Below are 22,469 nucleotides of genomic sequence, written 5' to 3' on the forward strand. Positions count from 1 at the left end.
GGGCCGGTCCGGGTGGGCGGCCGGGTCGGCCGCCCGGGCCGCCGTGGCTGCCGCCCGGGCCGCCAGGCGGGCCGTCGGGGCGTCGTCCGGGCCGGACTCGGGAGCTGCGCCGGGGGGATGCGCGGGGGCGGCGCCGGGGCCGTCCGGATCGAGGATGGTGGCCAGCAGGGCCACGTCCTCGATGGGCCGGCCGACGGCGGCCGCGCGCAGGGTGATGTCCGCCTCGGCCTCCTCGTCGGGGTGCTCGCCCAGCAGGGCGACCATCCGGCGGACCTCCTCGACCGGCCGGGCGACGGCGGCCGCGCGGAGGGCGTCGTGCCCGGGGTTCGCGAGCCGGCCGGAGTCCTTGAGGAGCCCCACCAGCGCGGTGACCTCCTCGACGGGCCGGCAGGTCGCGGCCGTCTCCAGCAGGGTGCGCAGCGGCTCGGGGTGCGGGGCGGGTTGGGGGGCGGGACCGGCGGGGGCGGGGCCGGCCGCGGGGACCTCTCGGAGAGCGGCCCCGGGCTCGTGGCCGCTCTCCGCGAGGGGCTGGAGCTCCGCGGGGAGCCCGCCGGTTCCGGACCGGCCGCCGGGGGCTCCGGGGAACGTCCGGAGCCCGCCCTGCGACGCGGCCCCGGGTTCCGGCCGCCCCGCCGCGCCTTCCGCACGGGACTCCGGCTCGGCGCTAAACCCCGCGCCGGTCAGGGGGGTCGCCGCGAGGGGGCGGGGGTCGGTGTGGAGCCCGGCGCCGGGTTCCGGGGACACCCCGAGGGGCCGGGGGGCGGCCTGGAACCCGGTCCCCGGCACCGGGGACACCGCTGCGGGCCGGGGGTCGGGGTCGAACCCCGCGCCGGATTCCGGGGGCGCCGCGAAGGGCCGCGGGCCGTCCTGGAACCCGGTCCCCGGCACCGGGGACACCGCTGCGGGCCGGGGGTCGGTGTGGAACCCCGCGCCGGGGCCGGTGGGTTCGGGGAGGGGGTGGAGGTCCGGCCGAGCTGCGGGCCCGGCGGCCGTGGGGGGCCGGGGGGTGTCGGGGGGCTCCGGGGCGGGGGCCGGGTGTACGGCCGGGGAGGCGTGGAGTGCGGGGGCGGGGGGTTCGAGGGGGGCTGGGGAGGCGGGGGGCTCGGGGTGGGGGTCGGCGGTCGGTTCAGGGGTGGCGGTGGGAAGGCCGTCGCGGTCGCCGTGGTTCGCCGCCGCGAGGGTGCTGGGGTCATTCATGGAAAGCTCCGTCTCGCCGACGCGCGGGTCTACGCATCGCACGCCGGTCATCGTGCGTCATGGGACGCGCACGCTTGGTGACATTCAGCGGCACCGGCCCGCACTGCGCCATTCGGGGCGGGCAAACGGGGGGCTCCCCCGGCGTGTCCGGGCGCCTGGCCGGACACGCCGGGCCCAAGGCGGCCCGCGCGGCGGTGGGCGGGGCACAGTGGCGGGGTCCTGGCCCCGCCCCCGGGGCCCGTCGCCACGCCTCCGCCGCCGCCCGGGCGGTGTCCGGCGCACCGCCCCGCGAGGGAGGGGGCCGCCGTCCCCGCCCCGTGTGCCGGATGCGCGAGCGGGTCCGCCCCGGGAGGGGCACTCGTTCAGGAGGGCCGACCTCCGGGAGGGACGCCAGCCGTGCAGGATCCCCGCACCGACCCCACCGGCCGCGACGGCCGTAACGACCGCGTCGCCCGCCGGGAACCCACCGCCCCGGACGGCCCCGCCGACCCGGCCGCCCCCGGCGCCCGCACCAACCCCGGCATGCACGCCGCTCCCGGCGACACCACCCCGGCCGACCCCGGCATGCGAGCCGCCTCCGCCGACCCGACCGACCCCGGGGACCCTGCCGCCCCCGGTGACCCCGGCATGCGCGCCGCCTCCGCCGACCCGAACGACCCAAGCCACCCCGCCGACCCCGGCATGCGCGCCACCTCCGCCGACCCAAACCACCCCGCCGACCCCGGCACGCGTGCCACCTCCGCCGCCCCGACCGACCCCGGTGACCCCGACGCCCCCGCCGACCCCGGCATTCGTGCCGACCCCGTGGTTCCCGGCCGGCCCCCCGGTGACGGGCCGCGGCCGGCGTGCACCCGAGGGGCCGGTTCCGGCCTGGCGCGGGGGCGCCGTGTTCGCGTACCCCGGGGGCGGGTCCCGCGTCGGCTGGTCGGGGCGGTGCTGGCCGGGGTGGCCCTGCTCAGTGCCGCCGGGTCCGGGTCGTCGTCCCCCGACCGGCCGGACGGGGGCGGCGGGCGGCCCGTCGTGCGGACCGCCGAGGGGCCGGTGCGCGGGCGGGGGCACGGGGCGTACGCGACCTTCGAGGGGATCCCGTACGCCGCCCCGCCCACGGGCCCCCTGCGCTGGCGGCCTCCGCAGCGCGCGCCGCGCCGTACGGGCGTGCTCGACGCGGGCGCGCCCGGGGCCCGCTGCCCGCAGCTCCCGGCGATCGGGCCCGGCGGGGCGAGCGGCTCGGAGGACTGCCTGTACCTGAACGTCACCGCCCGGGCGGGCCGCGGCCCGGCCCGCCCGGTGATGGTGTGGTTCCACGGCGGCGGCTTCCGCCTGGGCGCGGCGGACCTCTACCCGCCGGAGCCGCTGGCCGTGCGGGGTGACGGCGCGGTCGTGGTGACGGTCAACTACCGGCTGGGGATCCTGGGTTTCTTCGGCCACCCCGAACTGGGCGGTGCCCCGGACTTCGGGCTCGCCGACCAGCAGGCGGCGCTGCGCTGGGTCCGGGCGAACGCGGCCGCGTTCGGGGGCGATCCGGGCCGGGTGACGGTGTTCGGGGAGTCGGCGGGCGGGCTCGGCGTCTGCGCCCACCTGGTCTCCCCCGCCTCGGCGGGCCTGTTCCAGCGGGCGATCGTGCAGAGCGGTTCCTGCTCGACCACGATGCCGCCGTACGCCCTGCTGCCGACGGTCGGCACCTACGAGCCCTTCGTGCCGGAGGAACGGGTGGTCGGGGCCGGCGTCGCGGCGGCGGACGGGCTCGGCTGCGGCGGACGTCCGGCGGGGAAGGTCCTCGACTGCCTGCGCGGCCTGGACGCGCACCGGCTGGTGACGGCCGCCCTGATGGAACGGTTCTCCGGAGTCGCGTACGGGAACGCCCTGCTGCCCCTGGAGCCCCGGCGGGCCCTGGAGACCGGCCGCTTCCACCGGGTGCCGGTGATCCAGGGCAGCACCCTGGACGAGATGCGGCTGTTCGTCTCGCCGACCCTGGCCGCCTACCCGGTGGACGGGGGGCGGGAGTACGGCGAGCGGCTGCGCACCTCCTTCGGGGCCTCGGCCGCGGCGGTCGCGGCGGCGTATCCGCAGGCCGCGTTCCCCTCGGCCGCGATCGCCTGGGCCACCGCCCTGTCCGACGCCTCGTTCACCTGCCCGACGCTGCGCGACAGCCGCGCCCTGGCCCGGTACGTCCCGGTGTACGGCTACCTGTTCAGCGACACCGGGGCGCCGAACTTCACCGGCCTGCCGGAGCGCGCCGGCTTCCCCTTCGGGGCGGCGCACGGCTTCGAGCTGCCCTACCTGTTCCGGATGGCGCCCCTGACGGGACCTCAGGCGGCGCTGGCGCAACGGCTGACCGGCTACTGGACCCGCTTCGCCCGCACCGGCTCGCCGCAGGCGCCGGGGGCGCCGGCCTGGCCCCGGTTCGACGGGCGGACCCCGTCGGTGCTGCGGCTGGCGCCGGGCCCCGGGGGGATCCGGGCGGTGGACGCGGCGGCCGCGCACCACTGCGCCCTGTGGGACGGCCTGCCGGCGCCGGAAGCCGGCGCCGGCGGCTGAACGCGTGCTACAGCCGGACGTCCCAGGTCGCCGTGGAGGAGAGGCTCCGGGCGATCTCCGGGTCGCGGACGGCGGGGGTGCGGTCCTCGGCGGTCACCGACAGCTTGTGGGTGCGCAGGTCCAGCAGCCACAGTTCGGCGACCCGTACCTCCGTCCGGCCCGCGAACCGCTTCAGCTCGCGGCCGTCGAGGTACCAGCGGACCGTCGGCTGGCGCCCGTCGGCGGAGGCCAGGTGGGGGACGGCGGCCTTCGCGGTGTTCCGCAGCCGCAGGGTCCGGTCGGTGGGGGTGAGCGGGGTGACGAGGCGGGCGTGCCGCTGGAAGCCCGCGATCATCGCCTCCACGCCGGGCAGGTTGAAGGGCTTGCCCAGCACCCGCATGATCGAGTTGTCGGTGGGCCGGTAGAGGCCGGTCACGTAGTAGCCGCCGCCCTCGTAGGCGCCGACGGTACCCCCGTCGGGTGAGGTCTCGCCGAGCCAGCGGTACCACTTGGCGCGCTGCGCGGCCATCGCGCCGGCGTCCAGGGTGGAGGTGTTGGGGTCGGCGGGCTCGGGGCCGGTGTACTTCTCGTAGTCGGGGACGCCGGGGTAGAAGTACTCGTCGGCGAGCTTGCCGAGGGAGTGGCCGGTCTCGTGGATGGCGACCTGGCCGGACTTGGGGTGGCCGGCGGAGGCCGTGGAGATGCCCTCGTAACCGAGGGTGGGGCTGGGCTCGTTGTAGCCGGCGCCGCCGTACTTGGCGCTGTTGGCGAGGACGATGACCAGGTCCGCGGCGGGCGCCTTCGCCACGTACGCGTCGACCTTGGGCTGGTCCACGCACAGCAGCCGCTCGATGGACCCGCACCAGAAGTACGAGCCGAGCGCCGTGTCGCGGACGGTGTCCGGGCCGGGGTCGCCGGAGACCCCGGACTGGGCCGAGACGGCGTCCACGGTCCACACGTTGAACAGGTCGCGGTAGGTCGTGTAGGGCTCCACGGCCGTGACCTCGGCCCATTTGGCGCGGACGTCGGCGTGGAAGCGGTCCAGCTCGGCGGCGGTGTAGCCGTCGCCGACGAAGACCACGTCGAGCCGGTCGGAGGTGGGCCCGTTGTCGACCGTCTTGGTGACCTGCCCGTCGGCGGCCCGTGCGGACTCGGAGAGGCGGGGCGCGGCCTTCGCGCGGCCGGCGGCCGGGACCCGGGTGTGGCCGGATCCGGCTTCGGCGCCGTGTTCCGGCCCGGGTATCTCGACCTCGACGCCGGGGCGGGCGCTCGGGCCGGGCGGCGGAGCCGCGGCGGCGGGCAGGGCCGGGGCGGCCAGGAGGGCGGCGCTCGCGCAGACGGCCGCGAGCGCCGCGCGCAGGGCCGGCCGGACGGTTCTCTTCATGGGTTTCCTCCGCCGGGGCAGGAAGTCGAGGGGGGTTAAGTGAACGGTTAAATCTGCTGAACCGGCTGCTTAAACTAGGGGGCGCCCGAGGGCGTGCGCAATGGGTGACTCCCGCCGGATACTGGGGAGTTGAGGAAACCTCGTGGACAACAGGGGGAGTTCATGGACGAACCGGCCGAGATCGGACGCCGGGTGCAGCGGCTGCGCGGCGAACGCGGTCTGACACAGCGGCAGTTGGCCGAACCCGCGTACACCCCGGCGTACGTGTCCACCCTGGAGGCGGGGAAGGTGCGGCCGTCGGAGACCGCACTGCGGTTCCTCGCCGGGCGGCTCGGCACCTCGTACGAGGAACTGGCCACCGGGCGCCCGGCCTCCCTGGGCACGGAACTGCGGCTGGCCCTGACCGACGCCCAGCGGACGCTCGCCACGGGTTCGGCCCGCGAGGCCGCGGACCACTTCCGGCGGCTGCTCGCCGAGGCGGAGCGGCTCGGGCTCGCCGACGAGCGGGCGGAGGCCCTGCTCGGACTCGGCGACTGCGCGCTGGAGGCGGGGGAACTGGCCGAGGCCGCCCGGCACTTCGAGGTGGCGGAGCAGCTCCTGTCCGGCGAACCGCTCCCCCGCCGGGCCCGGCCGATCCGCGGCCGGGCCGTCGCGCACCTGCTGGCCGGGGAACTGCGGTACGCCTGCTACCTGCTGGAGTCGGCCATCGACGGACTCAACGCGGGCGGGCTCGCCGATCCGGAGGCGCTGGTGCTGCTGTACTCGGCGGTGATCGGCCCGTACATCGACATGGGCGCCCACGCCCGCGCGGCGCACGCGGCGGAACTGGCGCTGGCCCTGGCCCCGCAGGTCGCCGACCCCGCGCTGGTGGCGGGGATGCACCGGCAGGTGGCCCGCACCTTCCTCGCCGAGGGGCGGGTGGCGGACGCCGACGCGTCACTGGCGAAGGCCCAGGCCGTCTACCGGCAGCTGCGGCTGCGCACCGATCTGGCGCACTGCCACTGGATGCGCGGCTACGTCCAGGCGCAGCACGGGGAGCTGGCGGCGGCCGAGCGGGAGCTGCGGATCGCCCGGGAGATGCTCACGGCCCGCCGGGCCGCGCTGTACACGGCGCAGGTGGAAGTGGAACTGGCGGACGTGCTGCGGCGGCTGGGCCGTCACGAGGAGGCGGCGGAGCTGGTGTCGGGGCTGCTGGCGGAGGGCTCGGACCCGGGCGCGGTGCACGCGGGCGGGGCCCACCGGCTGCTGGGGCTGATCGCGGAGGAGCGGGGGGAGCCGGAGGCGGCCGAGGAGCACTACGTACGGGCGCTGGCGCTGCTGGAGCGGAGCGGGGCGGGCGGGGACCTGGCGGACCTGTGCCGGCTGCTCGGGGATCTGCTGCGGAGGGCGGGCCGCACGGAGGCGGCGCTGGACGCCTACCGTACGGGGCTCGGCCACCGGGCGGCCCCGGGCACCACCACCCTGGGCCCGGCCCCGGCGACGCCCGCCTTCCGCTGAGGTTCCGCTGCGCGGGGCTGGTCCCCTACCCGCCCTTCCACCGTTCCCCGGGGCAAGCCCCGGACCCCGTACGCTCGCGGGGTCTGGGGCGGAGCCTCAGGGAACGGGCGAAGGGCGGGGCGGGGAGCAGCCCCGCAGGGACGCCGGCCCGAGCGGGAGCGGTTACGGTTCGCCCGAGGCGCGGGCCCGGGCGCCCTCGCGGGTGCGGGCCGAGGCGGGGGCGCGCTGCGGGTGCCGGCGGAGGTACTCGTCCTCCAGCTCCTTCAGCCGCTGCGTGTGCGTGGCCAGCGCGTCGTCCGAACCGTGGAGCAGGGTCTCGTGCCGGGTGCGGTGGATGGTCTCCAGTTCCTTCAGCAACCGGTCGTCCCCGAGATTCCGCGGCGCCGCTCCGCCGGAGCGCTCTGCCATGGCAACCACCTCCACGTCCTACGGTAGACGGCCCGCGCCGGTTCAGCCGTCCGGCCCGGACCCCACCACGGGCGGCGGCTCGGGCGGCGGCAGGGCGGCGGCCGCCGCCGCGGCGTGGGCGCGCAGCGCGGTGCGGACCGACCAGGTCACCGAGACCACCGGCACGGCGACCACGGCGCCGACCACCCCGGCCGCGATGGCCCCCGCGATCACGGAGACGGCCACGACCAGCGGATGCAGCGCCACCGCCCAGCTCATCACCAGCGGATGCAGCAGATGGCCCTCGATCTGGCCGATCACCACGATGAGGGCGACCACCACCCCGGCGATGACGGGCCCCTTCGCGGCCAGCGCGACCACCGCGGCGACCGCGAGCGCGACCGGGGAGCCGATCAGGGGGACGAAGGCGGCGAAGAACTCCAGCAGGGCCAGCGGGAGGGCCAGCGGGACCCCGAGGAGGTAGAGGGCGAGCCCGACGAGGGCCGCGTTGGTGCCCGCGACGAGCACGATCCCGTGCGTGTAGCCGGTGAAGGTGCGCCAGGCCGCGCGCCCGGCGACGCCCACCCGCTCGCGCGCCCCCTCCGGCAGCTGGGCGCAGAACCAGGCCCACTGCCGGTCGCCGCCGTGCAGGAAGAGGACGGAGGAGAACACCGCGAGCGCCAGGACGGTCAGCACCTGCACCACGTGCCCGGCGCCGCTGACGGCCGTGCTGAGCAGGGTCGAGCGGTGGGAGGAGAGGTAGTCGGCGATGCGGGACTGGATGTCGGTGAGGGCTGCCGACTTCAGCCGGAACGGCGGCCGCTCCAGCCACTTCTGGATGCTGACGAGGCCCTCGCGGAACTCCCGGACCAGGGTCTCGCTCTCCCCCGCCACCGCCTCCCCGACCAGGGCGAGCACGCCGAGCAGGACGACCGTGCTGCCGATGAGGCTGACGGCCACCGCCAGGGAGCGCGGGACCAGCAGCGCCAGCCGCCGCGACAGCGGCGAGAGCAGCGCGGTGATCACCAGGCCGAGGAACAGGGCGACGCCGATCTCGTGGAAGCGGCCGAGGACCACGAAGACCCCGTAGACGGCAGCCCCGACGACCAGCAGGCGCCACGCGTAGGACGCTGCCGTACGCAGGAAGGGGGAGACCGGGGGCATGACCCATGGGTGCCACCGGGGACGGGGCGTGCCACGGGCCGGACGCCGTTTTGACCCGTCCGGGGGGAAAATGCGTTGCCGGACGGCGCGGTGGACCCGCACGATGGCCCGTTGTGAGTAGCTCCCGCCTGTCTTCCGTACTGCCCGACCTGTCCCCCTGGCGTTCCAGCCGTGACTTCCGGCTCCTCTTCTTCCAGGGCACGGTCACCTTCTTCGGTTCGTTCATGGCGATGATCGCCCTGCCGCTGCAGATCAAGCACCTGACGGACTCGCCGCTGGCGGTCGGTGCGATGGGCGCGGTGGAGCTGGTGCCGCTGGTGGTGTGCGGGCTGTACGGGGGCGCGCTCGCGGACGCGGTGGACCGGCGGCGGCTGATCCTGCTGACCGAGGCCGGGCTCGGGGTGCTGGCGCTGGTGCTGCTGGTGAACGCGCTGCTGCCGGACCCGATGCTGTGGCCGCTGTACGTGGTGGCGGCCGGGGTGTCGGCGCTGAGCGGGCTGCAGCGGCCGGCCCTTGACTCGCTGATGGCCCGGATCGTGCCGCACGACCAGCTGACGGCCGCCGCCGCGCTGAACGCGCTGCGCTACCAGTCCGGGGCGATCGCCGGACCGGCGCTGGCCGGAGTGGTCGTCGCGTACGCCGGATACGCGTCGGCTTACGCGGTGACGGTCGTGGGCTTCGCCGTCTCGGTGGTGCTGTGCGCGCGGCTGCGCCCGGCGCCGCCGGCGGGCGGTGCGGAGCGGCCCTCGCTGCGCTCGATCGCCGAGGGGGCGCGGTACGCGTGGAGCCGGCCGGTGCTGCTGGGGACGTACGCCGTGGACCTGGCGGCGATGTTCTTCGCGTTCCCGAACACGATCTTCCCGTTCCTCGCGGACGAGCTCGACGCCGAGTGGTCCCTGGGCCTGATGTACGCGGCGGGCGCGGTCGGCTCGCTGGTGCTGGGGCTGACCAGCGGCTGGGTGTCGCGGGTACGGCGGCACGGGCTGCTGGTGGTGTCCGGGGCGGCCGCGTGGGGCCTGGCCATCGCCGCGGCGGGCTGGTTCTCGAACGTCTGGCTGGTGCTGGTGTGCCTGGCGGCGGCGGGCGCCGGCGACATGCTGAGCGCGCTGGGCCGCTCCACCATCTGGAACCAGACCATCCCGGAGGAGCTGCGCGGGCGGCTCGCGGGGATCGAGGTGCTCTCGTACAGCGTCGGGCCGCAGCTGGGCCAGGTGCGGGCGGGCACGATGGCGGGCTGGACGGGGACCCGGCCGGCGTTCTGGAGCGGCGGCCTGGCCTGTGTGGCCTCGGTGGCGCTGCTGGCCGCGCTGCTGCCGAAGCTGATCTCGTACGACGCGGACACCGACGAGGACGCGCTGCGCCGCCGGGCGGCGCGGGAGGCGGCCGCCGAGGAGGCCGACCCGGCGGGTGCTCCGGTGTAGGAACGGGCGCCCGAACGGCGGTCCCCGTGGTGCGCGGGGCGGCCGTCACCGGGAGGGTGACGGCATGGGCGACTGGTGGTACCGCAACATCCTGGAGCCGGGGAAGCTGCCCCTGCTGCTGGCCCTGACGGCGTTCGTCGTGACCTTCGTGGCGACCCGGGTGGTCACCCGGATGATCCGGGCCGGGAAGGGGCCCTTCCGCAACGTCACCCCGGGTGGTCTCCACGTCCACCACTGCGTGCCCGGGGTGATCCTGATGACCGTCGGCGGTTTCACCGCGATCGCGGGGGGCCGCACGGGGTGGGGGTCGTGGGTGGCGGCCGTGCTGTTCGGCATGGGGACGGGCCTGGTGCTGGACGAGTTCGCGCTGATCCTGCACCTGAGCGACGTCTACTGGAGCGAGGAGGGCACGCTCAGCGTCGAGGTGGTGGTGATGACCTCGGCCCTGGCGGGGCTGCTGCTGTGCGGGTTCCTGCCGCTGGGCGTGGACGGCCTGAGCGAGGACCAGCTGGAGAACCGCCTGTTCCTCGCGCTCACCGTGCTGTTCAACCTGCTGCTGGCCGTGGTGGCCCTGTTCAAGGGCAAGCCGCGGCTCGCGGTGTTCGGGATGGTGGTGCCGCTGATCGCCCTGATCGCGGCGGTGCGCCTGGCCCGGCCGGCCTCACCGTGGGCGCGCCGGTTCTACGGCCGCCGCCCGCGGACCCGGGCCCGGACCCTGCGGCGCGCCTACCGGCACGACCGGCGCTGGAGCGGGCTCGAGCGCCGGATCGGCTACCTGATCGGCGGCGCGCCCAGCCGCTGAGGGGGGTGCTCAGGCGGCGGGGGCCGCGTCGAGTTCCCAGGCGTGGCGCTTGAACTCCTTGCGGAAGTCGGCGTGGTCCTCCCACTGGCGGGCGATGCCGCGCAGGACGTCCCAGTGGTGCTCCACCGACTGGTCGATGACCTTGCGGACCAGCGGCTCGGCCGTCTCCCGCGTGGCGATGAGCCCCTTGACGGCGGAGGCCTCCAGCACGCTGTTGCGCAGCGCGCGCAGGGCCCGGGAGGTGTCGTCCATGGCGAAGCCGCGCTCACTTCCGGTCTCCGCGTCGAACAGCGGGGTGAGCCGCGCCTCGATGAACGCGGTGATCCGCTCGAAGTGCTGCACGTCCATCAGGGTTCTCCCGTTCCCGCCGGGCCGGCGCACGGCTCGGCACGGCTCGTCTCGTCGGAGCGGCTCCCGGTGAGCGCTCCGGTGCAGGATACGAGGTCAGGGGCGCCCGGGGTGACGCCGGGCGGGCCGTCGGCCGGCGGGCTCAACGCCGCAGCGGGTCCGGTGCGGTGACGGCGAGGAGGGGCGGGGCCGGGGAGGTGTGGCGGTGCCCGCAGGGGTCGAAGACCAGGACCACCGGCTCGCCCGGGCGCTGGCGCCAGGAGATCCGCTCCGGCGGGGCGGCGCAGCGGGGGCAGTCGGGCAGCGGGCCCGGCTCGGTCCGGCACTCGGGCGCGGCCGTCAGCAGCGGCGGCGCGGGGCGCGGGTCAGGCATGGGGGCTCCCTCCGGAGGTTGCGCTCCAGGCACTGTGCCATGGGTGACGCCTCCTCCGCACGGGTGAATCGGCCCGTGTTCGGGCAGGTCAGAGCCTCCCCGCCGGGGGAAATCCGGCCGTGTGGGGGCAGTTGGTGATCAAGTGTTCCTCCGTTCGGCCTCCACCAGGCCCGATTCGTAGGCGGCGATGACCGCCTGCGCGCGGTCGCGGACGCCGAGTTTGCCGAAGACACCGGTGAGGTGGTTCTTGACGGTGGAGACGCTGATGTCCAGTTCCGCGGCGATCTCGGCGTTGTCGGAGCCGGTGGCGAGCAGCCGCCAGATCTCCAGTTCGCGCGGGGTGAGTCCGGCGGGGGCGGCCGGGGCGGGCCGGGGTTCGCGCACGGGGGTGCGTACGTAGGTGGAGATGAGCCGGGTCAGCAGCCTCGGGGCGACGGCGGCCTCGCCGGTGTGGACGGTGCGGACGGCGGCGATCAGCTCCTCCGGGGAGACGTCCTTGGGCAGGAAGCCGTAGGCTCCGGCGCGCAGGGCGGCGACCACGTACTCGTCCATGTCGAAGGTGCTCAGGGCCAGGACCCGGGACCCGGGGCGGACCCGGGCCAGTTCCTCGGTGGCGCGGACCCCGTCGAGGACGGGCATGCGGATGTCCATGACGACGACGTCGGGGCGCAGTTCCAGGGCGAGCGCGACCGCCTCGGCGCCGTCGCCGGCCTCGCCGACCACCTCGACGTCCGGGTGGGGCCCCAGGATCAGGCTCAGGCCGCGGCGCACCAGTGGCTGGTCGTCGGCTATCAGTACGCGGATCATCGGCGGTGGTCCTCTCCTTCGGCGGCGCCCGGGACTGCGGCAGCGGCCGGGACCGCGGCGGCGGCCGGGACCGGGAGGCGGGCCGCGACGCGGAAGCCGCCGCCCTCGCGGGGTGCGGCCTCCAGGGTGCCGCCGTGCAGGGCGACGCGTTCGCGCATGCCGATCAGACCGTACCCGGCGCGGCCGGACCGCGGCCGGGCGGGCGTGCGGCGCGGCGGCCCCTCGCCGGGGCCGTCGTCGCACACCTCGACCGACACCTCCTGCGGCCGGTAGGTCAGCCGGACCCGGGCGTTCGCGTTCCCGGCGTGTTTGCGGGCGTTGGTCAGGGCCTCCTGGACGACGCGGAAGACGGTCAGCCCGACGGTGGGCGGCAGCGGGCGGGCCGTTCCGAGGACGGTGAACTGCGTGTCCATCCCGGCCAGCCGGGACTCCGTGACGATCCGCTGGAGGTCGTCGGTGCCCGGCTGCGGGGCGGTCGGGGCGGATTCCGCCTCCTCCCCGGCCCGCAGGACGTCGAGGAGCCGGCGCATCTCGCCGAGGGCCATCCGCCCGGAGGCCTCCAGGGTCACGAGGGCCTCGCGGGCCGCTCCGGGGTCGTGCTCCAGGCTGACGCGGGCTCCGCCGGCCATCAGCTGCATGGTGGTGATGTGGTGGGCGACGATGTCGTGGAGCTCGCGGGCGATCCTGCGGCGTTCCTCGGCCACCGCGCGTTCGGCGAGCAGCAGCCGGTTGGCCTCGGTCTGCTGCTGCCAGCGGTTGACGGCGACGGCGGCGCCGACGACCAGGGCGGCGGCGAGGGCGTTGGTGAGGACGTTCATGCCCGAGGGGACCAGGCGGCCGCCCAGGCCGACGGCGGCCAGCGGGACGGTGGCCAGGCCGGCGGCGGCGACCGCGGCGGGCCGGCAGCGGCGGGCCACGGTGAAGAGGGCGACGGTCAGGGTCAGGCCGAAGTGCGGGGGCGCTGGGGTGGCGAGGTTCACCACCAGCCCCAGGGCGAGCACGGCACCGAGCACCGGGACGGGGTGGCGGCGCCGCACCAGCAGGGTCAGGGCGGCGAGGACCAGTCCGAGCGCGGCGGTGGCCGTGAAGGGGGTCCCGTCCACCACGGCGCTGAGGGACAGACCGGTGAGGTCGGTGGCCGCCGCCCCCACCGCCACCAGTCCGTCGCCCCGCGTCCACTCCAGGCGCTCGGCGCGCGTGCCCATCGGTCCCCGCCTCCTCCGCGGACCGCTCCCGCCCGGCCGGTCCGGGGCGGCGCGCGGTCGCCCCGCGGAGCTCCATTCTGGCAAAACGCCCTGGTCGGGACAGCGTCCCTGGGTCGGGGAACGGACCAGGACCTCAGTCCCGGTCCGCGGCGCGGCCCGGACCGGGGTCCCGGGGGGCGGATCCTCCCGCGCCCCGACGCGCGGTGTCCGGGCGGCTGATGGTCTGGAGACCCGTCGGCGACCGGGCCGGCGGTGGGCTTCGCAGAGACCGGAGGAGAACAGTGATCCGCGCCCTGACGGGATGTTCGACGAGACACGCGTGGAAGGTGATCGCCGTCTGGGCGGTGGTGGGGATCGCGCTGGCCATCCTGGGCCAGGCGTTCGTGCACCGGGCCACCCGGTCCGGTGACGCCGGTTTCCTGCCGGAGAGCTACGACTCGGCGGCCGCGCTGCGGATCGCCGAGGAGGACTTCGGGGTGCGGCCGGACGCCGATCCGCTGACCGTGCTGGTGGCCCGTACGGACGGGGCGGCGCTGACGGCCGCCGACGAGCGGCGGATCGGGGAGGTGGCCGGGCGGCTGGGCCGGCAGCGGGTGGTCATGCCGCGGTCGAAGGACGATCCGCCGCTGCTGCAGGACCACTCCCAGGTGCCCCGGATCGGGGCGGGGGCAACGGCGCCGGACCGGGCCTTCCGGCTGGTACCGGTGGAGCTGACGGGCAATCCGCAGGATCCCGGGATGCAGGGCACCTACCGGGCCTTCCGGGAGCAGGCGCGCGCCGCCTTCCAGGAGGCGGGGCTGCGGACGGGCTTCACGGGCGGGCTGGCCACGACCGTGGACACGGTCGACGCGGAGGAGACCCGCTCCATGGTCGTCGGCCTCGCGATGACCGGGCTGATCGTGCTGCTCCACGTCCTGGTGTTCCGCAGTCTGGCGGCGGCCCTGCTGCCGCTGGTGACGGTGACGATCGTCGGCGGGGCGGCTGCGGGCGCGGTGGTCGGCGCGGCGCTGCTGACGGGGGTCGACCTGGCCCCGTCCACGCCCGGGCTGATCAACGTGGTGCTGATCGGCATCGGGATCGACTACTTCCTCTTCCTGCTGTTCCGCTTCCGCGAGCAGCTGCGCGCCCATCCCGGGCAGTCGGGCCGGGAGGCGGCGGCCGAGGTGGCGGGCCGGGTGGGGACGGCGGTCACCTCGGCGGCGCTGACGATCGTCGCGGCGTTCGCCACGCTGGGGATCGCCTCCTTCGGCCAGTTCCGGGTGCTGGGGCCGGCGATCGCGGTGGCGGTGCTGGTGATGCTGCTCGGCAGCCTGACGCTGATGCCGGCGCTGCTGGCCGTGACGGGCCGACGGATGTTCTGGCCCTCCAAGTCGCTGCGGCGGGCGCCGCGCGCGGGTGCGGCGGGCCGGCTCGGTGAGCTGGTCGCCCGGCGTCCGGTGGCCCTCGCGGTGGGCGCGGTGCTGGTGCTCGGGGCGCTGACGGCGGGTGTGTCCGGGGTGCGGATGGACTACGGGCAGGGCGGCGCGGGCGGTGAGCGGACGGCGGCCGTGCGGACGGCGGAGGAGATCGCCCGCTCGATGCCGGCGGGGGTCTCGGATCCGGCGACGGTGTTCGTGAAGGCCGGGGACGGGCGCCCGATGACCCCCGAGCGGGTGGCCGGGCTGGCGGGGGCGCTGGCGCGGGTGCCCGGGGTCGGCCAGGTGACCCCGGCGGTGATCAGCGCGGACCGCGGCGCCGCCCGCGTCGACCTGCTGCTGACGGCCGAGCCGGGCGGGCAGCGGGCCCGCGACCTGGTGTCCGGCCCGGTGCGGGAGACCGTACGGGCACACGTGCCGGCCGGGACCGAGGCGCACGTCGGGGGTACGGCGGCGGTGTTCGCCGACATCGCCGTGGCGGTCGGCGAGGACCTGGAGGTGATCTTCCCGGTGGCGGCGGTGCTGATCGCGCTGATCCTGCTGGTGCTGCTGCGCAGCCTGCTGGCGCCGGTGGTGCTGATGGTGGCGGTGGGGCTCGGGTTCACGGCCACGCTGGGCGCGGCGACGCTGGTGTTCCAGCACGCGCTGGGGCGGCCCGGGGTGGACTTCACCCTGCCGCTGGTGCTGTTCCTGTTCGTGGTGGCGCTCGGCACCGACTACAACATCCTGATCGCCGACCGGATCCGGGAGGAGTTGGAGCGTCCCGGCCCGGCGCGGGCGGCGGTGGGCCGTGCGGTGCGGCACACGGCCCCGGCGATCGCGACGGCCGGCCTGGTGCTGGCCGCCTCGTTCGGCAGCCTGGCGGTGAGCCCGCAACCGGGCCTCCAGCAGACCGGTTTCGCCACGGCGGTGGGCATCCTGCTGTCGGCCTTCGTCCTGTCGGTGGTGCTGGTCCCGGCCCTGGCGGCCCTGTTGGGCCGCTCCCTGTGGTGGCCGGTGCGGCCGCGTGCCGAGGCGGCGGGCGGGGAGCCGGTGCGGCCGGAGCCCGGGCGGGTGCCGGTCGGCTGAGCCGCGGCCGCCCCGCCCGGACCACGTGCCGGGCGCCGGGCGCCGGGCGCGCCGTCAGCTGACGCGGAAGGCGATCGCCTCGGGTTCGCGGTGGAAGGTGACCCGGTCCCAGGCGGGGAAGGCCAGGTCGGTGACGGCGAGCAGCCGGCCGGAGGCGTCGTGCACGGTGCGGCGTACCGAGAGCCCGCAGGCGGGGGACGCGGCGGCGGGGTGGCTGGTCCGGGTCATGGTGATGGTCTCGGCGGTGCGCCCCCGGGCGGTGGCCCGCTCCAGCCAGCGGTGCAGCGGCCTCAGGTCCTCCTCCCCCGCGGCGGACGGCCGTTCCAGGTAGGCGGCGAGTTCCGGGGTGCGGGCCACCGTGTCCGGGCAGAGGTAGGTCACGGTGTGCTGGAGGGTGCGGCCGTCGGCGCCGTACACCCGGTGGTGGTGGACCAGGGTGCGTTCCCCGCCGCCCATGCCGAGCAGCGCCGCGAGCGAGGGGGGCACGGTGACCAGGCCGAGCCTGGCCCGGGCCGGGCGCCGGGCGGGCGGGGCGGCGTACGGGGGCGACTGCGCGCCCGCCCGGCCGGCGGGCCGGTCCGGGCGCGGGACCACCGGCAGCGGGGCGGCCCGGGTGCCCCGCCGGCCGGTGACCACCAGGCCGTCGGCCCGCAGCTCCTGGAGGGCGGCCCGGACGGTCTGCCGGTTGACCTCGTAGCGGGCCGCGAGGGTGCGTTCGGAGGGCAGTCTGCCTCCGGTGGTCCGGGCGGCGTGGTCGAGTTCGTCCCGCAGTGCTGCGGCGATCCGCTGGTACTTGGGCATGGCGGCCGGGCCGCCGCCCCGCGAAGGGGAGGGCATGGCTTCTCCTCTGACGGGTGGTCAAGGACTGCGCGGTCTGCCCGCCCAACCTAGCATTGGTCTATACCTTTCTCCACGGGGTCCGGGCCTCCCGCCGCACCTTGGCCGGATCCGGCACCGCCCGCCCCGCCCCAGGTCCGCCGCCCCCCGTCCGCTGTCCGCGCAGCGGGTTGGGCAGTTCCAGGTAGCGCGCGTCGGCGCCGTCCGCCCGGGTCCAGCGCAGCAGCAGGTTGGTCTTGGCCGGAAGCGCGGGGGCGTCGAGGAGCCGGGCGATCTCCGGCAGGCCGTGCTCGGCGTCGTAGCGCAGGAACTCCTCGCGGACCGCCGGCCACACCCGGCCGGCCAGCTCCGGGCGGTGTTCGGCCAGGGCTCCGGCCACCTCCGCCAGGTGGTTGACGACCAGGCAGTACACGAGCCGCTCCCAGGCCGCCTCGCGCGGCAGGTCCTGCGGGAGCTTGACCCCCTCCGCGTCCCGGAAGAGGGCCTGCACGGGCGTCCCCCGGCCGTCGACGGCGACCAGGCAGTTCTGCAGGTGGGCCTCCAGCACGATCCCGTGCCGCGCGAACAGGTCCAGCACCGGGGGGACGACCTGGCGCAGGTACGCCCGCCACCAGCCCTCCGGATCGGCCGCGCCCTCCAGCGGGCTGCCGGGGAAGCCCTCGGCGAGCGCCGCGCACAGCAGCGCGGTCGCCCCCGGCGCCACCCGCCCGCGCAGCCCGTCGCGGACCAGGACGGCGAGCTCCTCGAAGGCGAACGCGGCGGTCCGGTAGCCCCGGTCGCTCAGCCAGACCGCGCTCGCGCCGGTACGGCGACGCAGGTCGGCGAAGCCCTCCTCCACGGCGGCGTCGGTACGGCGCAGCTTGAGCAGGTCGTGGCGCCACAGCCGGCGCACGTCGTTGGTGATGCGGACGTCGAGGCTGAACTTCGCGAACAGGTCGGCGTCCGGGCCGGGTGCGTGGACGGTCCGGATCGAGGCGGTGGGCCACACCGGCAGCCGGGTCGGCCCGAGCCGCAGCAGGCGGCCGTCGGCGAGGGCCTCGCGCACCTCCCGGCGGCCCGCGACGAGGTCGAGCTGCCAGGGGTGCGCGGGCAGCGCCCGGTAGCCGGCCGGCGGGCGGGGGCCGTCCAGGATCCCGGCCAGCGCGTCCACCGCATCCGCGGCGGCCGCCCCGCCCTCCTCGGCCACCTGGTCCTCGCGCAGCGCCAGCATCACGAGCGGGAAGCGCGCGTGTGCCTCGGGGGCGTACGGCAGCCACCCGGCGGCGGGGCCGCCGCCCCGGGTCTTGGGGGCGGGGTGGTGCGGGTGGCCCATGAGCAGGGCCTGCTCGGAGCGGACGTAGGGGTCCTCGGGCGCCTCGGCGGCGGCCCGCGCGGCCAGCAGCGCGGCGACGGTGTCCCGGCTGTCGGCCATCTCCACCGGCAGCTCGTCGTTGGGGACGCCGGTGTGGCGCAGCAGTTCGTCGGCGGTGAGCTCGACGAGTTCGGCGTGGCTGAGCGGGTGCCAGCCGGCCGCGGTGTACAGCTCGGGGTCCGCGGGGCGGCGGCCGCCGGAGACCCGCAGGAGCCGGCCACTGCCGCGCAGCCGGTGGACCCGCCCGTCCTCGGCATCGGTCACCTCCCGCAGCAGGCAGTTCAAGAGCGGGGCGGCGGCGTAGGCGTCGGCGGCGGCGTTGAGGTCCACTGGATCCATTCGTGGCTTCGGGACGGGGTGCTCCGGAGCTTCGGAGCCCGGTGCGCCGGGGTCCGCGTTCGGGACCACCGGCCGTGATCTTCAGTATCCGGGATGATGACCTGATCACCGGGTAGACCCCTCAGTCGAAGCGATCCGAAAGGAACAGGACCCTGGACCGCAGCACGCACGTTCCCCCGCCCGACCCCGGCCCCGCCCCGGCGGGCGCCGCCGAGGAGGCCGTCGCCGCCGGGCTGGCCGGCGTACGGCCCGCACTCGGGCCCGCGTACGAGGCCGCGCTGGACGGCGCGCGCTCGGCCGTGCTGACCCGGCTCTGGCGGGCGCTGGCCTTCGAACCGCTGCCCTGGGTGGTGGGCCGGGAGCGGGGGCCGGACTCCCTGCGGCTGCGGCTGGCCGGGGGCGGGCTGCTGGAGGGGCCGCTTCCGGACCCGTACGCGACGGACGGCCACGTCACCGAGGTGCGGCTGGACGGGCGGGCGTACCGGCAGGCGGCCCGGCTGGTCGCGGCGCTGCGGGTGCCGCACGGGGCGGCCGGCCCGCTGGGGGCCGCCTTCGCCTCCTTCGCGGCCGAACTGGACGACAGCACCGCCTCCCTCGCCCTGTCCCGGGCCGGGCAGCCCTCCGGGGAGCGGACGGAGCCGGGCACCACCTGGGAGTGGGAGCAGCGGGTGGTCGACGGGCACCCCTACCACCCCAACTGCCGCTCCCGGCCCGGGTTCTCGGTGGCCGAGCAGCTGGCGTACGCGCCGGAGCACCGGCCGCTGGTGGAGCTCGGGCTGGTCCGGGTGCGGGAGCGGGAGTGCCTGGTCTCCGGGGACTGGCCGCGGGAGCTGCGCGACGGGGACCGGATCCTGGTCCCGGTGCACCCCTGGCAGGCCGAGCACGTACTCAAGGGCGAGGAGGTGCTGCCTGGTCCGGCGGCGCACCCGCTGATGGCCCTGCGCACCCTCGCCCCGGCGGCGGGCGGCGCCCATGTGAAGACGGCCCTGAGCACCCGGCTGACCTCCTCGGTGCGGGACATCTCCGCCTACTCCGTGGAGACGGCCGCCGTGGTCTCGTCGTTCGCGCACGCGCTGGCCGAGCGGCTGGACGGCCGGCTGCACGTCACGCGCACCCTGGGTGCGGCCACCGCCTACAGCCCGGACCTGGCGGCGGTGGTCCGCGAGGCCCCCGAGGCCCATGCGCGGGCCGGGGAACGGGTGGTCCCGGTGGCGGCGCTGGCGGGCACCCGGCTCGCCCGGTCGGCGGACTGGCAGGCCCGGTTCGCGCGGCTGGCCCTGTCGGTGTGCCTGCGGGTGCTGGAGCTCGGGGTGGCGCTGGAGGCCCACGGCCAGAACCTCCTGGTGGTCCTGGCCGCCGACGGCACCCCGCTGCGGCTGGTCTACCGCGACCTGGCCGACATCCGGATCAGCCCGGCCCGGCTGGCCCGGCACGGCCTGCCGGTGCCCCCGCTGTCGGGCCGGCTGGTGACGGACGACGAGACGGTGCTGCGGCGCAAGATGTTCGGCTCGCTCGCGGCCGGGGCCCTGGCCGCGACGGCGGGCTCGCGGCAGGCGTTCGGGGCTGCCCTGGCGGCGGGCCTGGACGCCCTCCCCGCGACCGCCGACGCGCAGGCGCTGCGGGGCCCGCTCCCGGCGAAGGCCCTGACCCTGATGCGGCTCAGCCCGGGGGTACCGGGCGACCAGTGGACGGACCTGCCGAGCCCGTTGGCCGGGGACTGACGCCCCGGACACCGGCCGGCTCGACACCGCCTAATGTGCAGGAGCATGACAGCCACCTCGCGCCCCGGTGCCCTGCCGGTGCCCTCCGCCCGCGTCGCCGCCGACCATGCCGGGCCGCCCCGGGACGAGCCCCCGGTGCGGCCGCTGGACCGGGCGGTGCTGGACGCCTTCGCCGCGTACGCGCGCGGTGCGGGCGGGGCCGTCGCCGACGTGGGCTGCGGGCCCGGGCACGTGACGGCGTACCTGGAGCGGCGCGGGGTGCGGGCCTTCGGCGTCGACCTCTCGCCGGCGAGGGTGGCGGTGGCCCGGCGGACGTATCCGGGTCTGCGGTTCGAGGTCGGGCCGATGGCCGCGCTGGACGTGGCGGACGGGGCGCTCGGCGGGGTGCTCTCCTGGTACGGGACCGCTCATGGACCGGCGGAGGAACTGCCCGCCCTCTTCGCCGAGTTCGCCCGGGTGCTGGCCCCCGGCGGCTACGTCCTGATCGCCTTCGAGGCCGCCGGGGAGGGCGATGCGCACGGGACGGCCCCCTCGCTGGTCGTCCGGCTGCTGGCGGAGGCCGGGCTGGCGGAGGTGGCCCGCGTGGTCCGGGAGCCGGACGAACGGGAGCGGGGGCCGCAGGGCTTCGCCCTGGCCCGCAAGCCACCGCGGCCCTGACGGGGCGGGCCTGACGGGGCGTGAGCCGGGAGACGGGGGTCGAACACTGTCCTCCGTTCGGGGGACAACTCGGCTCCGGCGGGCCCGCCTTCGCCCCGATCGGGGCGGGCGGTGGCAGGAAGGAAGTATGAAGATTACACGTCGCCGGGCGCTCACGGGGGCGGCCGCCGCCGTGCTCGGCGCCGCCGGAGCGGCCTCCCCCGGCCGGTCCCGGGCCCCGCGGACGGGCGCCGCGGCCGGGCCGGACTTCGGGGCGCTGGCCCGGGCGGTGGACGGCCGGGTGGTCCTTCCGGGGGACGGGGACTACGCCGAGGCCCGGCAGCTGTTCCAGCCCCGCTTCGACTCCGTGGCCCCCGGGGCCGTCGCCTATCCGGCGCACGCCGGCGACGTGGCCGTGTGCCTGGACTTCGCGCGCCGCTCGGGCGCCCCGGTGGTGCCGCGCGGCGGCGGGCACGGCTACGCGGGCTGGTCCACGGTGGAGGCCGGGCTGGTGGTGGACGTCGGGGCCATGGCGGGGGTGGCGGTCGAGGGGGACGAGGTGCGCGTCGGCGCGGGCGCCCGGCTGGCCGACGTGCACGCGGCCCTCGCGGGACGGGGCCTCGGCGTCCCCGCCGGGCTGTGCCCCTCCGTCGGCATCGCCGGGCTCGCCCTCGGCGGCGGCCTGGGCCTCGCCTCCCGGGCCCACGGCACCACCTCCGACCGGCTCACCGGCGCACGCGTGGTGACCCCGGACGGAGTGGTCCGCGAGGCCGGGGCCGACCGGGACCCGGAGCTGTTCTGGGCGCTGCGCGGCGGCGGGGGCGGCAACTTCGGGGTGGTCACCGAGTTCCGGCTGCGCACCCATCCCGTCGGGGACGCCGCCTTCGCCGAACTGCACTGGCCGGACGCGGACGCGGCGGCCGTGGTGCGCGGCTGGCAGCGCTGGCTCGGCGCGCTGCCGGACCCCTTCTGGAGCCAGGCCGAGTTCACGGTGGAGGCCGGGTCCGCCGCCGCCCTGGCCGTGCGGGCGGTGTGCCTCGACGGGCGGGCGGAGCTGGAACGGGAACTGGACCGGCTGGTGGGGCTGGTGGGGCGGGAGCCACGGGACTCCTGGACCACCGTGCGCAGTTACGGGGACACGGCACGGGCCATGGCGGGCTGCCCCGAGGGCGGGCCCGAGCGGTGCCGGCTGCCGGGGCGGCTGCCCGGCCGGGACCCGCGGGGCCTCCTGGGCCGGGACTCGTACGCGGCGCGCTCGGACTTCTGGGACGGGCCCGGGCTGCCGGACGCGGCGGTCGGCGCGGTCCTGGACGCCGTCGGACGGTACGCGCGGGCCGTGCCCCCGGGCGGGCGGGGCGTGGTCCAGTTCGACGGGGTGTGCGGCGGGGCGGTGAACCGGGTGCCGGCCGGTGCGACGGCCTTCGTCCACCGTGACAGCGCCTTCCTGGCCCAGTACCTCGCGTACTGGCCGCCGTCCGCGACCGCCGCCGAGACGGCCCGGCACCAGGAGTGGCTCGACGGGCTGTGGCGGGCCCTGCGGCCGTGGGCGGGCGGCCGGGCCTACCAGAACTACGCCGACCCGAAGCTGACCGGCTGGCGCGAGGCCTACTACGGGCCCAACCTCCCCCGCCTGGAGGGGGTCCGGCGCGCCTACGACCCGGACCGGCTGCTGCGCTTCCCCCAGGCCGTCTGAGAGCCGGTCCCCCCTTCCGGCCCCATGACCCTCCCCACCCGTCAGACCGTCAGACCTCCAGGCCCGCCGGGCCGTCACGAAGAGGAACGAGACATGCTGCGTACGTTCACCCTGGCGGCGGCGACCGCCGCCCTGCTGCTGCCGGGCGGCCCGCTGCCCGGGCTGGAGACCGGGACCGCCGAGGCCTCGGCCGGCCGCTGGACCGCGCGGGAGGCCGCCGCGTTCTGGACCCCCGAGCGGATGGCCGCCGCGGTCCCCGTCCCCGGCCCGCCGGCACCCGGCACGTCGGCACCCGGCACGTCGGCAC

17 protein-coding genes and 2 pseudogenes are annotated in these 22,469 nt (G+C 77.0%); 9 read left to right on the forward strand and 10 right to left on the reverse strand.

Features of this window, described 5'->3' with window-relative positions:
* Positions 1–360 (reverse strand): annotated as a pseudogene (locus ACFVXK_RS26725) (hypothetical protein); the annotation flags it as partial.
* A 1,233-nt stretch (positions 361–1,593) separates the two neighbouring features.
* Between ACFVXK_RS26725 and ACFVXK_RS26730 the strand changes: the two are divergent.
* Positions 1,594–3,735, forward strand: a complete 2,142-nt coding sequence (locus ACFVXK_RS26730; protein ID WP_389615826.1) for a carboxylesterase family protein — start codon at positions 1,594–1,596, stop codon at positions 3,733–3,735.
* Between the two features lie 7 nt (positions 3,736–3,742).
* Here the strand turns inward: ACFVXK_RS26730 and ACFVXK_RS26735 are convergent, their stop codons facing one another.
* The gene (locus ACFVXK_RS26735) at positions 3,743–5,098 is read right to left on the reverse strand and encodes a M64 family metallopeptidase (protein WP_389615829.1); all 1,356 of its coding nucleotides are present in this window, start codon (positions 5,096–5,098) and stop codon (positions 3,743–3,745) included.
* Between the two features lie 162 nt (positions 5,099–5,260).
* On the opposite strand from ACFVXK_RS26735, the gene ACFVXK_RS26740 reads away from it, so the two are divergent.
* Complete coding sequence (locus tag ACFVXK_RS26740) at positions 5,261–6,595, forward strand: tetratricopeptide repeat protein (protein WP_389615832.1); 1,335 nt, start codon at positions 5,261–5,263, stop codon at positions 6,593–6,595.
* Positions 6,596–6,757: 162 nt separating this feature from the next.
* On the opposite strand, the gene ACFVXK_RS26745 is transcribed toward ACFVXK_RS26740, so the two are convergent.
* Entirely contained in the window at positions 6,758–7,003 is a 246-nt protein-coding gene (locus ACFVXK_RS26745; RefSeq protein WP_358893304.1) for a DUF6158 family protein, read from the reverse strand.
* Positions 7,004–7,045: 42 nt separating this feature from the next.
* Positions 7,046–8,146: an AI-2E family transporter gene (locus ACFVXK_RS26750; RefSeq protein ID WP_389615837.1), complete on the reverse strand. Its 1,101-nt coding sequence runs from the start codon at positions 8,144–8,146 to the stop codon at positions 7,046–7,048.
* A 113-nt stretch (positions 8,147–8,259) separates the two neighbouring features.
* On the opposite strand from ACFVXK_RS26750, the gene ACFVXK_RS26755 reads away from it, so the two are divergent.
* Positions 8,260–9,567 carry an MFS transporter gene (locus tag ACFVXK_RS26755; RefSeq protein ID WP_389615841.1) on the forward strand — a complete coding sequence of 436 codons (1,308 nt, stop codon included), beginning with the start codon at positions 8,260–8,262 and terminating at the stop codon, positions 9,565–9,567.
* Positions 9,568–9,631: 64 nt separating this feature from the next.
* Positions 9,632–10,369 (forward strand): hypothetical protein, encoded by a 738-nt coding sequence (locus tag ACFVXK_RS26760; protein ID WP_389615844.1) that lies wholly within the window; start codon positions 9,632–9,634, stop codon positions 10,367–10,369.
* A gap of 9 nt (positions 10,370–10,378) precedes the next feature.
* Here ACFVXK_RS26760 and ACFVXK_RS26765 read toward each other — a convergent pair whose 3' ends face one another.
* The 4 genes from ACFVXK_RS26765 to ACFVXK_RS26780 form a co-directional block, all read right to left on the reverse strand.
* Positions 10,379–10,717: a hypothetical protein gene (locus ACFVXK_RS26765; RefSeq protein WP_389615847.1), complete on the reverse strand. Its 339-nt coding sequence runs from the start codon at positions 10,715–10,717 to the stop codon at positions 10,379–10,381.
* Positions 10,718–10,859: 142 nt separating this feature from the next.
* A complete protein-coding gene (locus ACFVXK_RS26770) occupies positions 10,860–11,090 on the reverse strand; it encodes a hypothetical protein (protein WP_389615850.1) in 231 nt (76 codons plus the stop codon).
* A gap of 138 nt (positions 11,091–11,228) precedes the next feature.
* Positions 11,229–11,897, reverse strand: coding sequence for a response regulator (locus tag ACFVXK_RS26775; protein WP_389615853.1), 669 nt, complete (start codon positions 11,895–11,897; stop codon positions 11,229–11,231).
* Complete coding sequence (locus tag ACFVXK_RS26780) at positions 11,894–13,102, reverse strand: sensor histidine kinase (RefSeq protein WP_389615856.1); 1,209 nt, start codon at positions 13,100–13,102, stop codon at positions 11,894–11,896. The genes ACFVXK_RS26775 and ACFVXK_RS26780 overlap by 4 nt, the downstream gene beginning before the upstream one ends.
* Positions 13,103–13,428: 326 nt before the next feature.
* Between ACFVXK_RS26780 and ACFVXK_RS26785 the strand changes: the two genes are divergently transcribed.
* Positions 13,429–15,585 (forward strand): MMPL family transporter, encoded by a 2,157-nt coding sequence (locus ACFVXK_RS26785; protein ID WP_389615859.1) that lies wholly within the window; start codon positions 13,429–13,431, stop codon positions 15,583–15,585.
* A 54-nt stretch (positions 15,586–15,639) separates the two neighbouring features.
* Here the strand turns inward: ACFVXK_RS26785 and ACFVXK_RS26790 are convergent, their stop codons facing one another.
* Positions 15,640–16,422, reverse strand: a complete 783-nt coding sequence (locus ACFVXK_RS26790) for a GntR family transcriptional regulator (protein WP_389615862.1) — start codon at positions 16,420–16,422, stop codon at positions 15,640–15,642.
* 61 nt (positions 16,423–16,483) lie between these two features.
* Complete coding sequence (locus tag ACFVXK_RS26795) at positions 16,484–18,112, reverse strand: IucA/IucC family protein (protein ID WP_389615865.1); 1,629 nt, start codon at positions 18,110–18,112, stop codon at positions 16,484–16,486.
* A 152-nt stretch (positions 18,113–18,264) separates the two neighbouring features.
* Between ACFVXK_RS26795 and ACFVXK_RS26800 the strand changes: the two genes are divergently transcribed.
* The 4 genes and pseudogenes from ACFVXK_RS26800 to ACFVXK_RS26815 all read left to right on the forward strand — a co-directional run.
* Complete coding sequence (locus ACFVXK_RS26800) at positions 18,265–19,833, forward strand: IucA/IucC family protein (RefSeq protein WP_389615874.1); 1,569 nt, start codon at positions 18,265–18,267, stop codon at positions 19,831–19,833.
* 45 nt (positions 19,834–19,878) lie between these two features.
* Positions 19,879–20,490: a class I SAM-dependent methyltransferase gene (locus ACFVXK_RS26805; RefSeq protein ID WP_389615868.1), complete on the forward strand. Its 612-nt coding sequence runs from the start codon at positions 19,879–19,881 to the stop codon at positions 20,488–20,490.
* A 127-nt stretch (positions 20,491–20,617) separates the two neighbouring features.
* Positions 20,618–22,162, forward strand: a complete 1,545-nt coding sequence (locus tag ACFVXK_RS26810; RefSeq protein ID WP_389615871.1) for an FAD-binding oxidoreductase — start codon at positions 20,618–20,620, stop codon at positions 22,160–22,162.
* 93 nt (positions 22,163–22,255) lie between these two features.
* Positions 22,256–22,469 (forward strand): annotated as a pseudogene (locus ACFVXK_RS26815) (hypothetical protein); the annotation flags it as partial.

The sequence above is a fragment of the Streptomyces sp. NPDC058157 genome (assembly GCF_042884105.1).
GTDB lineage: Bacteria > Actinomycetota > Actinomycetes > Streptomycetales > Streptomycetaceae > Streptomyces.

Coding starts and splice junctions, on each gene's coding strand:
- ACFVXK_RS26810 (WP_389615871.1), top strand. CDS start 20,618: ATGAAGATTACACGTCGCCGGGCGCTCACGGGGGCGGCCGCCGCCGTG.
- ACFVXK_RS26735 (WP_389615829.1), bottom strand. CDS start 5,098: ATGAAGAGAACCGTCCGGCCGGCCCTGCGCGCGGCGCTCGCGGCCGTC.
- ACFVXK_RS26795 (WP_389615865.1), bottom strand. CDS start 18,112: ATGGATCCAGTGGACCTCAACGCCGCCGCCGACGCCTACGCCGCCGCC.
- ACFVXK_RS26760 (WP_389615844.1), top strand. CDS start 9,632: ATGGGCGACTGGTGGTACCGCAACATCCTGGAGCCGGGGAAGCTGCCC.
- ACFVXK_RS26765 (WP_389615847.1), bottom strand. CDS start 10,717: ATGGACGTGCAGCACTTCGAGCGGATCACCGCGTTCATCGAGGCGCGG.
- ACFVXK_RS26745 (WP_358893304.1), bottom strand. CDS start 7,003: ATGGCAGAGCGCTCCGGCGGAGCGGCGCCGCGGAATCTCGGGGACGAC.
- ACFVXK_RS26740 (WP_389615832.1), top strand. CDS start 5,261: ATGGACGAACCGGCCGAGATCGGACGCCGGGTGCAGCGGCTGCGCGGC.
- ACFVXK_RS26780 (WP_389615856.1), bottom strand. CDS start 13,102: ATGGGCACGCGCGCCGAGCGCCTGGAGTGGACGCGGGGCGACGGACTG.
- ACFVXK_RS26750 (WP_389615837.1), bottom strand. CDS start 8,146: ATGCCCCCGGTCTCCCCCTTCCTGCGTACGGCAGCGTCCTACGCGTGG.
- ACFVXK_RS26770 (WP_389615850.1), bottom strand. CDS start 11,090: ATGCCTGACCCGCGCCCCGCGCCGCCGCTGCTGACGGCCGCGCCCGAG.
- ACFVXK_RS26775 (WP_389615853.1), bottom strand. CDS start 11,897: ATGATCCGCGTACTGATAGCCGACGACCAGCCACTGGTGCGCCGCGGC.
- ACFVXK_RS26790 (WP_389615862.1), bottom strand. CDS start 16,422: ATGCCCTCCCCTTCGCGGGGCGGCGGCCCGGCCGCCATGCCCAAGTAC.
- ACFVXK_RS26805 (WP_389615868.1), top strand. CDS start 19,879: ATGACAGCCACCTCGCGCCCCGGTGCCCTGCCGGTGCCCTCCGCCCGC.